Source organism: Mesorhizobium sp. M2D.F.Ca.ET.226.01.1.1 (genome assembly GCF_004022705.2).
Classification (GTDB): domain Bacteria; phylum Pseudomonadota; class Alphaproteobacteria; order Rhizobiales; family Rhizobiaceae; genus Mesorhizobium.
In genome coordinates, this window is the sequence record NZ_RZOY02000002.1 from 195,126 (window position 1) to 208,323 (window position 13,198).

The 13,198-nt window shown below is 64.6% G+C and carries 9 protein-coding genes; 7 read left to right on the forward strand and 2 right to left on the reverse strand.

Features of this window, described 5'->3' with window-relative positions; genetic code table 11:
- Positions 1-11: 11 nt before the first annotated feature.
- On the reverse strand, positions 12-926 hold the full coding sequence (locus EN869_RS04730; RefSeq protein WP_127225151.1) for a peptidylprolyl isomerase: 915 nt from the start codon (positions 924-926) through the stop codon (positions 12-14).
- A 263-nt stretch (positions 927-1,189) separates the two neighbouring features.
- Between EN869_RS04730 and secA the strand changes: the two genes are divergently transcribed.
- Entirely contained in the window at positions 1,190-3,922 is a 2,733-nt protein-coding gene (secA, locus tag EN869_RS04735) for a preprotein translocase subunit SecA (RefSeq protein WP_127225152.1), read from the forward strand.
- A 208-nt stretch (positions 3,923-4,130) separates the two neighbouring features.
- Here secA and EN869_RS04740 read toward each other — a convergent pair whose 3' ends face one another.
- Positions 4,131-6,716, reverse strand: a complete 2,586-nt coding sequence (locus EN869_RS04740) for a LuxR family transcriptional regulator (RefSeq protein WP_127225153.1) — start codon at positions 6,714-6,716, stop codon at positions 4,131-4,133.
- 294 nt (positions 6,717-7,010) lie between these two features.
- Here EN869_RS04740 and EN869_RS04745 point away from each other — a divergent pair, with 294 nt between their 5' ends.
- From EN869_RS04745 to EN869_RS04770, 6 genes are all read left to right on the forward strand, one after another.
- Positions 7,011-7,283 (forward strand): DUF4242 domain-containing protein, encoded by a 273-nt coding sequence (locus tag EN869_RS04745; RefSeq protein WP_127225154.1) that lies wholly within the window; start codon positions 7,011-7,013, stop codon positions 7,281-7,283.
- Positions 7,284-7,712: 429 nt separating this feature from the next.
- On the forward strand, positions 7,713-8,165 hold the full coding sequence (locus tag EN869_RS04750) for a hypothetical protein (RefSeq protein WP_245489382.1): 453 nt from the start codon (positions 7,713-7,715) through the stop codon (positions 8,163-8,165).
- 265 nt (positions 8,166-8,430) lie between these two features.
- The gene (locus EN869_RS04755; protein WP_127225156.1) at positions 8,431-9,834 is read left to right on the forward strand and encodes a lipopolysaccharide biosynthesis protein; all 1,404 of its coding nucleotides are present in this window, start codon (positions 8,431-8,433) and stop codon (positions 9,832-9,834) included.
- On the forward strand, positions 9,834-11,114 hold the full coding sequence (locus tag EN869_RS04760; protein ID WP_127225157.1) for a GNAT family N-acetyltransferase: 1,281 nt from the start codon (positions 9,834-9,836) through the stop codon (positions 11,112-11,114). Before EN869_RS04755 ends, EN869_RS04760 begins: the two co-directional genes overlap by 1 nt.
- Before the next feature lie 60 nt (positions 11,115-11,174).
- Entirely contained in the window at positions 11,175-11,969 is a 795-nt protein-coding gene (locus EN869_RS04765) for a creatininase family protein (RefSeq protein ID WP_245489364.1), read from the forward strand.
- Positions 11,966-13,132, forward strand: a complete 1,167-nt coding sequence (locus EN869_RS04770) for a YncE family protein (protein WP_127225159.1) — start codon at positions 11,966-11,968, stop codon at positions 13,130-13,132. Before EN869_RS04765 ends, EN869_RS04770 begins: the two co-directional genes overlap by 4 nt.
- Positions 13,133-13,198 lie beyond the last annotated feature (66 nt).

Sequence of the window (13,198 nt, forward strand, 5' to 3'; positions counted from 1 at the left end):
CCGGCGGCGGATTACTTGCTGCCTTCCAGCGCGTCGATGGCCTTCTTGAGCTTTTCGTCCGGAATCTCGACCTTGGCGGCGGCGCGCAGGTCCTTGACCATGGCGAAATACTTGTCGCGGATCACGGCCTGCTTGGCCTGGTCCTTGACGTCGTCGAAGGCCGGCGGCTGCTTGGCGCGCTTGTCCTCGACCTTGATGACGTGCCAGCCGAACTGCGACTGCACCGGCTCCTTCGAATATTTGCCGACCTCGAGCGCGAACGCCGCCTTGTCGAATTCCGGCACCATCTGCCCCGGACCGAACCAGCCGAGATCGCCGCCATTGGTCTTGCCGCTCGGATCGCTGGTGTGCTCGTTGGCAAGCTTCTGGAAGTCGGCGCCGCCGTCGAGCTGCTTGATGATCGCGTCGGCCTCTTCCTTCGTCTTCACGAGGATGTGGCGGGCGTGGATTTCATTGACCGGCGGCGTGTTGGCGATTTCCTGGTCGTAGCGGGCGCGCACCTCGGCGTCCGTTACTTTGTCGACCACTTCTTTCTCGACGACCGCGCCATGCAGGGCGCGCGCCTGCAGGAAAGCCATGCGGCGCTGGAAGTCCGGATCCTTGTCGAGGCCGGTATCGAGGGCCTTCTTGGCCATGACGCGAATTTCGATCGCCGCCGAAAGCGCGGCCGCGCGGCGCTGCTCGGGCGGCAGCTGCGCGAACTGTTGCGACAGTTCGCCTTCGGCGAGCTGCAGGTCGGCCTCGGTCAGCTTCTCGCCATTGACGGTGGCAACCACGGCATTGGGATCGACCGGAGCCGCGGGAGCGGCGGCATCCGGCTGGGCCGGCGCGGTCTCCTGCGCCATCAGCGGCGACAGGCAAAGAGCCGAGAGCCCGAAGGCCAGGCCGAGGCTGGCGAGCGAGGCACGGCGGAACGACAGGGACATCAAGATAAACTCCAATGGGATTGCCAATAAGGATCGCGTGAGCGGAAGGGTTCCAGATCAGTCGGATTGTGGCGGAATTTGGCGCTGCCCGTAGGGCTAACGCGGCGTTGACATCGATTGAGCCCCCTCTTATCTGTCCAACGACTTGGCGTCCAGAACCGTTTTCCGGGCGCTTTTTGCGTTTGTCCGCATTCACGCGGATTTGATGGGCCCGCCAGGCGCCTGTCGCAAACGGCCAAAATTGCTATCGAAAGGACCATTGGATGGTCAGTCTCGGCGGTCTCGCCCGTAAGGTTTTCGGTTCTTCCAATGATCGCCGCGTCAAGGCGACCCGGCCCAGGGTCGAAGCCATCAACGCCATGGAAAACGAGATGCGGGCGCTTTCCGACGCCGATCTCAGGGGCCGCACGGAAAAATTCCGCCAGGATCTCGCCAACGGCGCTTCGCTCGACGATCTCCTGGTCCCGGCCTTCGCCACGGTGCGCGAAGCGGCCCGCCGCGTGCTCGGCATGCGGCCTTTTGACGTACAATTGATCGGCGGCATGGTGCTGCACAATGGCGGCATCGCCGAGATGCGCACCGGCGAGGGCAAGACCCTGGTCGCCACCTTGCCGGTCTATCTCAACGCTTTGGCCGGCAAGGGCGTGCACGTCGTCACTGTCAACGACTACCTCGCCAAGCGCGACGCCGAATGGATGGGCCGCGTCTACAAATTCCTCGGCCTGACCGTCGGCATCATCGTCCACGGCCTTTCCGACGACGAGCGCCGCGACGCCTATGCGTGCGACGTCACCTACGCCACCAACAACGAGCTCGGCTTCGACTATCTGCGCGACAACATGAAGTATGAGCGCGCGCAGATGGTGCAGCGCGGACATTCCTACGCCATCGTCGACGAGGTCGATTCCATCCTGGTCGACGAGGCGCGCACGCCGCTGATCATTTCCGGTCCGCTCGAGGACCGCTCGGAAATGTACAACACCATCGACGCCTTCATGCTGAGGCTCGGCCCGGCCGACTATGAGGTCGACGAGAAGCAGAAGACGACGATCTTCACCGAGGACGGCACTGAGAAGCTGGAAAACATGCTGCGCGACGCCGGCCTCTTGAAGGGCGAGTCGCTCTACGACGTAGAGAACGTCGCCATCGTCCACCACGTCAACAATGCGCTGAAGGCGCATCTTCTGTTCCAGAAGGACCGCGACTACATCGTGCGCAACGGCGAGATCGTCATTATCGACGAGTTCACCGGCCGCATGATGCCTGGACGCCGCTACTCGGAAGGCCTGCACCAGGCCCTCGAAGCCAAGGAACATGTGCAGATCCAGCCGGAGAACCAGACGCTGGCCTCCGTCACCTTCCAGAACTACTTCCGCCTCTACAAGAAGCTCTCCGGCATGACCGGCACGGCGCTGACCGAGGCCGAAGAATTCGCCAACATCTACAATCTCGAAGTCACCGAGATCCCGACCAACCTGCCGGTCGCCCGCAAGGACGAGGACGACGAGGTCTACCGAACGGTCGACGAGAAGTACAAGGCGATCGTCAAGGAGATCCGCGACGCCCGCGAGCGTGGCCAGCCTATCCTGGTCGGCACCACCTCGATCGAGAAATCCGAGCTGCTGGCGGAACGCCTGCGCAAGGAAGGCATCAAGGATTTCGAAGTGCTGAACGCCCGTCACCACGAGCGCGAGGCGTCCATCGTCGCCCAGGCCGGCAAGCCCGGCGCCATCACCATCGCCACCAACATGGCCGGCCGCGGCACCGACATCAAGCTCGGCGGCAACGCCGAGATGCGCATCGCCGAGGAATTGGGCGACATGCCCGAAGGCCCCGAGCGCGCGGCGCGGGAAAAAGAGATCATCGACGACGTCGAGCGTCTGAAGGAAAAGGCGCTGGCCGCCGGCGGCCTTTATGTTCTGGCCACCGAGCGCCATGAATCGCGCCGCATCGACAACCAGCTGCGCGGCCGCTCCGGCCGCCAGGGCGACCCGGGCCGCTCGAAATTCTTCCTGTCGCTGCAGGACGATCTGATGCGCATCTTCGGCTCAGAGCGCATGGACGGCATGCTGCAGAAGCTCGGCCTCAAGGAAGACGAGGCGATCATCCATCCCTGGATCAACAAGGCGCTGGAGAAGGCGCAGAAGAAGGTCGAGGCGCGCAACTTCGACATCCGCAAGAACCTGTTGAAATATGACGACGTCTCCAACGACCAGCGCAAGGCGGTGTTCCAGCGCCGCATCGAGCTGATGGACGGCGAAGGCCTGTCGGAGACGGTTGCCGAGATGCGCGAAGGCGTCATCGAGGAGATTGTCGCCAAGAACATCCCCGAAAACGCCTATGCCGAGCAGTGGAACGTCGCCGGCCTCAAGGAGGAGGTGGCGCAGTATCTCAACCTCGAGCTGCCGATCGAGCAATGGGTCAAGGAAGAGGGCATCGCCGAGGACGACATCCGCGAGCGCATCACGGCTGCCGCCGACGCCGCCGCCAAGGAGCGCGCCGACCGTTTTGGTCCCGACGTCATGAACTATGTCGAGCGTTCGGTCGTGCTGCAGACGCTCGACCATCTGTGGCGCGAGCACATCGTCAATCTCGACCATCTGCGCTCGGTCGTCGGCTTCCGCGGCTATGCCCAGCGCGACCCGCTGCAGGAATACAAGAGCGAAGCCTTCGAGCTGTTCCAGGGCCTGCTCGGCAATCTGGGCCAGGCCGTGACCGCGCAGCTGATGCGCGTCGAGCTGGTGCGCCAGGCAGCGGATGCGCCGCCGCCCGAAGCGCCCGAGATGTTCGGCAGCCATATCGACGGCTCGACCGGCGAGGACGATTTCCAGGGCGGCGAGACGGCGCTTCTGATGCGCCAGGACACCACCGCCGTCGTCGCGCCGGAAAACCGCGACCCGAAGAACCCGGCGACCTGGGGCAAGATCGGCCGGAACGAAGCCTGCCCGTGCGGCTCCGGCAAGAAGTACAAGCACTGCCACGGCGCCTTCGCCTGACCCTTCTTTCCTTCTCCCCGCTTGCGGGGGGGGAGGGTGAGGAGTGGTCCGCGCGGCGGAACGAAAAGCCAATTGCTTGGCTTTTCGAACGACGAACGCCCGGAGCGATAGCGAAGGGCCGGCTGCCCGAAGGGCGGATGAGGGGCAGCGCCAACGTTTCCATGATCCCAGTGGGGCGCCAGACTTAGGCTTTCCTATCGATTGACGGTCACACCAGTCCGGACGCACGCGCCGCGGCTGCCGCCTCGCCGCGCGAAACGGCTTCCAGCTTCTCCAGCACCGCCGAAACATGGTGATCGACTGTCTTCGGCGAGATTGCCATATGCGCGGCGATCTTCTTGTTGGAAAAGCCTCGCTCGATCAGCTGCAGGACTTCCATCTGGCGCTGCGTGAGGCCGGCCTGGTTGGCGCGCGTCGCCTGCCTCGGGCCCCTGGCGATGTGGATCAGCCCGCTCTGCCGCATCAGGCCGCGCACATGCTGCGCCACCGGCCTTGCACCGAGCACCTCGAAAATATCGAGCGCCTCGCGCCGCGCGGCCTCGTCTCCTTGCAGCAGGGCAAGCGCCCGTTCGAAGGGAGCGTCCATGTTCGCCCAGAGCGCGGCGGCGCCGCGCCAGTCGCCAAGCAGTTGCAGGCGATGCGGCTCAGCCATGCCGTCGGTCTCGCCCGGATCGCTTTCAGGCAGCAACAGCTGCCGCCATATCGCCAGTTCGCCGAACACCGCCCGCGTCGGGGCAAGGCTTTCGGCAAGGGCGATCAGGCGCAGCGCTTCATTCCTGTCGCCCTCGCCCAGCCATGCCAGTTCAGCCATCACCTCGGCGAAGGGCACAAGCCGTTGCAGCTCCATGCCCTTGTCCAGGAACAGCTTCATCTCGTCGAGAACCGGCTCGGCCGAAGGATCTCCCCGGCGGATGCGCAAGCGTGCCAGCGCGACGAGCGAGGGATAGCGCACCAGTGGCGTCGTTGCCTCGTCGTCGACGACCTCATGCGCCGTGGCCGCGGCGTCGTCCCACTGGCCGAGCCTCAGCAGTAGCTGTGCCTGCACGCCGCGCATGTAATCGCGCCAGGTCGCGAGATCGTTCTCGACACAATAGCTGATGCCGCGATCCAGAAACGCCGCCGCCTCGGTGAGGTTGAACCTGTTCATCTCGACACAGGCGCAGTTGGTGAAGGCGCGCGCCGCATGCTCCTGAAAGTTGCCCGTAAGGGCAAGTCCAAGGCTGCGGGCGAGATCGCGCCGCCCCTTGGCGAAGTCCAGCCATTGCCCGGCCGCCCCGACATTGTTGAGGGCATGGCAAAGTATGTCGGCCCGGTTGAGCCGCTCCGCCAGCTCGACGGCCTTGCCGCCGAACGCAAGCGTCTCCTCGAGCCGCTCGGCCAGCATCGCCAGTTGCGAGAGATTGGAATAGGCCATGGCGAGTTCGGCACTGTCGGGCGCCGTTTCCAAAAGCTCCACGGCCTGCGCACCGAACCGGTCCGCGGCCTCGCGATCGCCGAGCAGATAGGCAAAGCGCGACAGGCATCTGAGAGCGTCACCCTCCTTGATCCGGTCGCCCAGCGCCTGGCGCAACTGGCGCGCCTGTCCTTGCGCCTCGATGGCCGCGTCGATGCGGCCGATCAGGTGGCATTCGAACGCGTGGCCTTCATAAAGCTCAGCCCGCTCCTCGATCGGAAGGATATCCGCGTACCGAAGGGCGACTTCATAATAGCCGGCGGCGTCGCGATGCGCGCCGACGCGGGAGGCCTCGCGCGCCGCGACCGGCGCGAGCTCGCGCACCGCCTCGATGTTCTGGGCTTCAACCGCATGGTGCACCAGCCTTGCATTGGCCACATCCGGGTTTTCCCGCAACGCCGCGAGCGCACGCTCATTATAGGCGCGGCGCTGGCTCGGCGTCAGCGCCATCTCGATTGCCGTGCGGGCGATCTCGTGCCGGAACGCGTAGGCATCGCCCATATCCTCGAGCAGACCGTGCGAGACGCATTCGGCAAGTTGGCCGGCCGCCGCAATTCCGCAAAGCCCGCTCAGCGCCCATGCGTCTGCACGGCGCGGAAAAACCGACACCGCGTCGAGCATCGAACGGGCACCCGGCGACAATCTTTCGGCGCGCGCCAGCACGGCGTCGCGCACGCTGGCCGGCAGGGCGCCATCGCCCTCGGCGGCGAGCAGCTCGGTGACAAAAAAGGCGTTGCCGGCGCTCGCCCGGTAGATTGCGTCGCCGTCGCGCTCGGCCGCCGCGGCAAGCGAGAGCACCGCCCTTTCGCTAAGCAGCGGCACGTCGATGCGTTGGACATTGCCGGCCGGGATCTCGCCGAGAGCCCGGCGCACGCGCATCTGCCCCTCGCTGCGGTCGGTGCGCGCCGTGATCAAAAGCAGGATGTGCGTGTTTGCAATGCGCCGGCCGAGGAAACGGACGAAATCGAGCGTAGCGTCATCCGCCCAATGCAGGTCTTCAATGACGAGCAGGCAAGGGCCTTTCGCCTCGAAGACCTCGAGCGCCTCGGAAAACAGCGGCAGCCGATGAAGCTCGCGGTCTTCGATCGCCCGCGGCGGCTCCCACTGCGCTTCGCGGGCCAAATCGTAGAGCGGCCCCAGCGGATCGGGAATGGACAGGTCCTCGCAGGCGCTGCGAAGCACGGTCAGATCCTCGTCCAGCCGGCTTGCAAACGCCTCGCTCAACGCCGTCTTGCCGGCGCCGGCCTCACCCGAAAGGACCACAAGGCGGCCGCGGCCCGCGGTCGCATCCGCCAACAAGACGTCCATCTGCTGCAACTGCGTCTGTCGTTCCAGAAGCATCGTCACTCTCTCGCGAAACCGGAATTTCCATCGTGGCGGATCGCCGCCGCGATAGCCTGGGAGACGGCTCTGCTATGTGACCTTCCACACATTGAAGTGCCATCTTCCACATAAAACGTCGCAAAGATAGGGATTCGTCCCGGCCAATATGGGGAATGGCTCCGATGCGCGGCCTTTCCGGAAATGGTGGGATCCGCCTCGCTCGAAACGAGCCCAGAGCAATTCCAGGAAAAGTGCGTAGCGGTTTCCGTCTGGAATTGCGGAGACTTAGAATCCACGAAAGGAACGACAATCGTGCCACGTTATCTCGTTGAACGCACTTTCCCGGAAGGCTTGCACGTACCGATGAACGATGCCGGCGCCATGGCGATGGGCGGCGTCATCGCCCGCAATGCCGAGAAGGGCGTCACCTGGGTGCAGTCCTTCGTCTCGCCCGACAAGGGCAAAAGCTTCTGCATCTACGATGCGCCATCGCCGGAGGCGATCCGCAGCACGGCGCAGAAGAACTCGCTTCCCGTCGACAAGATCACGGAGGTGCGGGTCCTCGACCCCTACTTTTATCGCTGACCGGGAAGACCATGTCGGGCAGACCATACCCGTCGCCGGCGGACCTGATGCCGTGCCAGGGAGCGAGAGTGTATCCGCCGCGGCGGATACTATCCCGCCACGGCGCGGCCTCATGCGGCGGGCCGTGTCGGCGCTGCTTTCGCGCTTGCGAAACCGGCGCCGCCTTCTGCCGCCGCGGGACGATTACCTGAGACGCGACATCGGTCTCAGGGAGGGGGAAAACCCGCGCGAATACTGGGAATATTGGTGGCATCACCGCTGATCCCGCCGCGTCGGGGCCAGCGACCATCCCCTTTTACCGACAGGCGCCGCCGGCGTGCGGAGTTGGCTTTGACCGGCCGGCCCGCTGCTTGCGCGCCGCAATTGGAGAGAGAAATGAGTATTCAGACCTTAACCAGATGCGTTATCGGCGCTTCTGCCTCGATCATCATGCTGATGGCGGGCGCCGCTACCGCGGAAGCCGTCAATCCGCTCGCCGAAAAAGTGCGGGCGCTCGACAGCCGCTTCGAGGACGTCGCGGTGGCCAAGGCCGAAGGCTATGCGCCGATCCCCTGCGCCAGCGGCCTCACCGGCGGCGCCATGGGCATCCACTACGTCAACGCCGCCTATCTGAAGGACGACGGCGTCGACGTCGCCAAGCCCGAAGCGGTGATGTACGAGCCGATGGCCGACGGCACGCTGAAGCTGATCGCCGTCGAATACATCACATCGAAAGGGCCGGCCTCGCTCGAAGGCCATCTGTTCAACTTCAACACCGCGCCCAACCGCTACGGCCTCGGCCCGTTCTACGAGTTGCATGTCTGGGCCTGGAAGCCGAACCCGACCGGCGCCTTCGCCGACATGAACCCCAACGTGTCCTGCGACGCGATGCAGGGGATGTAAGGCGCCTCTTCCTTCTCCCGTTTCACGGGGAGAAGGTGGCCCTAAGGGCAGGATGAGGGGCGGTGCCTGCGTTTTGTGATTGCAGTCGTCTTTGCCCCACAGAGCACGCCTCAACGCAAATTTTTGAAAGCCGGCGCTCATCCGCCTGCCGGCACCTTCTTCCCGTGTAGCGACGGGGAGAAGGGAAGCACCCCGCCCACCCTTTCTTAAGGTGTTTCGGATAGACCGGAACGCTGGAAAAAGGGCGGAAAACGGAGAGTTGTGGGTGCGCTTTTCCGCGGCAACGACTGCCGGGCGGTTCTTGCCGCAGCGCTGGGCGCTGCGCATGCGGCCGCTGCTTGGCCGTATCGATGCCGTGCTCTTCACCGCCGACGAGCGCGGCGAAGCCGGGCGCATGTCGCTGATCGCCTTCTCCATCCGCATCATCAGCGCCTTCATCGCCTTTGTCAGCCAGGTGCTGATGGCGCGCTGGATGGGCTCGTTCGAATATGGCATCTCGGTGCTGGTCTGGGTGACGATGGTCATCGTCGGCAATCTCGCCTGCCTCGGCTTCCACACCTCGGTCATCCGCTTCATTCCCGAATATCGCGAGCGCGGCATGCTGGCCGAAATGCGCGGCATCGTGCTGGCCAGCCGCCTGTTCGTGCTGGTCGCCTCGACGCTGATCGCGGGCCTTGGCGCGCTAGGCGTCTGGCTGGCTTCGGACTGGATCGAGAACTACTACGTCATCCCCTTCATCCTCGGCGTCATCTGCCTGCCGATGATCGCGCTGGGCGATCTGCTGCAAGGGCTGGCGCGCGCCAATTCCTGGGCGCTGCTGGCGCTCTCGCCCACCTATCTGGTGCGGCCGGTGCTGATCCTGGTGTTCATGGCGCTGATGCTCGCCCTGCATTACGTGCCCGACGCCAAGACCGCGATCTTCGCCTCGATTGCCGCCACCTATGTCACGACGCTCGGTCAATTGATGGCCGTCAGCTCGCGCATGGAGAAGAAAATCCCGGCCGGACCGATAGCGGTGCATTTCGGCCAGTGGATCCTGGTTTCGCTGCCGATCTTCCTGGTTGAGAGCTTCTTCTTCCTGCTCACCAATGCCGACGTGCTGATGGTGGGCGCCTATCTCGATCCCAATGACGTCGCCGTCTATTTCGCCACGGTGAAGACGCTGGCGCTGGTGCATTTCGTCTATTTCGCGGTCAAGGCCGGCGTTGCCCAGCGCTACGCGCAGTTCACCCATGGCGAGCCGGACAAGCTCGCCACCTTCGCCCGCGAGACGGTCTCCTGGACCTTCTGGCCTTCGCTTTTGATGGCGCTGCTGGTGCTGGCGCTGGGCGAGCCGATGCTGGTGCTGTTCGGTCCCGAATTCACCGCCGGCTATCCGTTGCTCTTCCTGCTGGTCCTGGGCGTCGTGGCGCGCGCCGCCGTCGGCCCCTGCGAAAGCCTGCTCACCATGAGCGGCAACCAAAACATCTGCGCTGCCGTCTATGCCATGACGCTTGCCCTCAACATCGGACTCAACGTGCTCTTGATCCCGCTGTTCGGTCTCTGGGGCGCGGCAATCGCCACCAGCCTCGCCATGGTGTTCGAGGCCAGCGCGCTCTCCTTCACCGTCTGGCGCAAGCTCGGCATCGTGATGGCGATCTTCATGCCTGCAAAAAAGGAAGTCGCCTGATGGCCGCCGTCCCGTTGCTCGAAGAGACCAGCGGCGGCCCCGCCGGCGCCATGGTCTCCAACCTTGCCGGCCTGGCGCGCGAGGTCGATCCCGCCCATATCGAACTCTTCGCCAGCAACAGGCCGGAGCGCAAGCTCGCCATCTACCCGGCCTCGGCCGGGTTCGACCTCGTCGAAGAGCTCGACTATCTCAGCGCCCGCACGGCGGAGCCCAACGTCTTCTTCAACCCGCGCTTCCTGGCGCCGGCAATGCCCCGGCTGGAAGACCGCGAGGTGCGGCTGGCCGTGATCCGCGACGGCGACGAATACCGCAACCGGCTGCGGCTTCTGGTGCCGTTCTCGGTCGAGCGGCCGGCGATCCCGCTCGGCGTTCCGGTGATGCGCACATGGTCGAGCCCGTTCGGGCCGCTCGGCACGCCGCTGGTCGATCGCGACGATCCGGTCGGCGTCATCGAGGATTTCTTCTCGATGCTGTCGCGGCCGCACCTCAAGCTGCCAAAAGTCTTCGTGCTGCCTGACATGCGCCTCGACGGCCCGGTGGCGAGCCTGCTCACCTCCTTTGCCGACAGTCGCGGCCTGACCATGGTGACCACCGGCAAGGTCGAGCGTCCGGTGCTTGAAAGCGAAGCCGATGGCGAGGCCTACCTCAAGGCCTCGCTGCGCTCGCATCACTATCGCGAGTTCCGCCGCCTGAAACGGCGCCTGGCCGACCTCGGCAAGGTCGAGCATGTCGTGGCGCGCGGGCCGGACGAGATCCGCCATGCCATCGAAAACTTCCTGACGCTGGAGGCGGCCGGCTGGAAAGGCCGCGAACGCACCGCCATGGCGATCGACCGCTACCGCGCCGCCTTCGCCCGTGAGGCCGTGCACCGCCTGGCCGAGCAGGACATGTGCCGCATTCATCTGCTGACGCTCGACGGCCGTGCCATCGCCTGCCTGGTGGTCTTCGTCGAGGCCGGCATCGCCTACACCTGGAAAACGGCCTATGACGAGGCGCTCTCCGCCTTTTCGCCGGGCACGCTGCTGATGATCGAGGTGACCAGGCAGCATCTCGACGACCCCAACATCGTCATGACCGATTCCTGCGCGGTGCCGGACCATCCGGTGATGAGCCGGCTATGGGCTGAGCGCAAGCCGATGGGCACACTGGTGATCGGGCTGACGCCGGATGCCGACCGGCTGGCCCGCCAGGCGGGCTCGCAACTGCACCTCTACCGCGAGACCCGCAACATGGCGCGCATCCTGCGCAACCGCATGCGGAGCCTGTTGAAGCGTCGGTGATGGTCAGCGGATTTTAGGCGCATGATTCTTACAATCGGGAGAGGCGCGCTGAGGTCGTTCATGGCAGGCCTCACTGTGGCACTGGCCTTGTCTGCTGCGAGTCCGGCCGAGGCATCTGTTTTCCTCGAGGACCTCACCTGGACCGAACTACGCGACGTCATTGCGGCCGGAACGACCACGATCATCATCCCGATCGGCGGCACCGAGCAGAGCGGCCCGGCAATGGCGCTGGGCAAGCACAATGTGCGGGTGAAATTCCTGGCCGCCAAGATTGCGGAGAAACTGGGCAATGCGCTAGTAGCGCCAGTTATCTCCTATGTACCCGAAGGCAACATCGATCCGCCCTCCTCCCACATGCGTTTTCCGGGAACCATCACCATCAGCGACAGGACCTTCGAGCAACTGCTGGAGTCCGCCGCCCGCAGCTTCAGGCACCATGGCTTCAGGACCATCGTCCTGATGGGCGACCACGGCGGCTACCAGGTCGACGAAAGCCATGTGGCCGACCAACTGAATGCCGAATGGGCAAAGACGCCGGCACGGGTCTATGCCGCTCTCGACTATTATAGGCTCTCGCGGGGTCCCTATAGCGAGAAACTTGTGGCCGCAGGCGCCAAGCAAGCCGAGATCGGGTCACACGCCGGATTGGCCGACACCTCGCTGATGCTGGCGATCGATCCATCCCTCGTCCGCAAGGACCGCATCGCCGGCTCCCCCAAGCTCGGCGCCCGGGATGGCGCCTACGGCGGCGACCCGGCAAGGTCGTCGGCGGAATTCGGGCAGCTTGGCGTGGATCTTATCGTCAACGGCACGACACAAGCAATTCGCGCCTTCATCGCAAGTCAAACTAAATGATCAATCTTTTTCCGCGCTTCCCCCGTCTTGGCGCGCCGCTCGCACTGCTGACGATCCTGTCGACCGCTACAGCGCATGCCGGCTCCTGCCCGGAGGATTGCAGCGATCCCGCGCCGCCGCCCGCCGTCAGCATCTACAGGCACACCGCCGCTGGCCATCTCAGCCCCGTGACCACCGGCGCGCTGCCGCGCGTCTATGTGCCCAACCGCTCCTCCAACAGCGTGTCGGTGATCGACAGTGTAACGCTCAAGGAAGTCGACCGCTTCAATGTCGGCAGCAAGCCGCAACATGTCGTGCCCTCCTGGGACTTGAAGACGCTCTGGGTCGCCAACAACGGCACCGGCAAGAATGGCAGCCTGACGCCGATCGATCCGATGACGGCCAAGCCCGGCGAGCAGGTCCCGGTCGACGACCCCTACAACCTCTATTTCATGCCGGATGGCAGCGCCGCCATCGTCGTCGACGAGGCGATGCAGCAGCTCGATTTCCGCGACCCGCACAGCATGGCGCTGAAATCGAGCCTGCCGACGCCGACCTGCCCCGGCATCAACCATGCCGATTTTTCGGCCGACGGTTCCTATGCGATCTTCACCTGCGAATATGGCGATGGCGGGTTGGCCAAGATCGACCTGAAGAACCAGAAGGTGCTCGGCCATCTCGATCTCTCGAAGATGGGCATGCCGCAGGACATCCGCCTGTCGCCCGACGGCAAGGTTTTTTACGTGGCCGACATGATGAATGACGGCGTCTTCCTGATCGACGGCGACAGCTTCAGGGAGATCGGCTTCATCCCGACCGGTATCGGCACGCATGGCTTCGTCGTCAGCCGCGACGGCAAGCGGCTCTATGTCTCGAACCGCGGCTCGCACAAGATGGAGCAAGGCAAGGCGAAGGGTCCGGGCAGCGTGACGGTGATCGACTTCGCCACGCGCGCGGTCGTCGCGCAATGGCCGATCCCCGGCGGCGGCAGCCCCGACATGGGCAATGTCAGCGCCGACGGCAAGCAGCTATGGCTCTCCGGCCGCTTCGACAGCGAGGTCTACATGATCGACACGACGAGCGGCGCGGTGACGAAAATCCGCGTCGGCATCGAGCCGCACGGCCTCACCGTATGGCCGCAGCCGGGGCGGTATTCGCAGGGGCATACAGGGAATATGCGGTAGGATCTTTTGGGATGGCCGCCATCCGAAGCTCGCGAAGGATGGCCTGCCATCCGAAGCTCGCAGAGC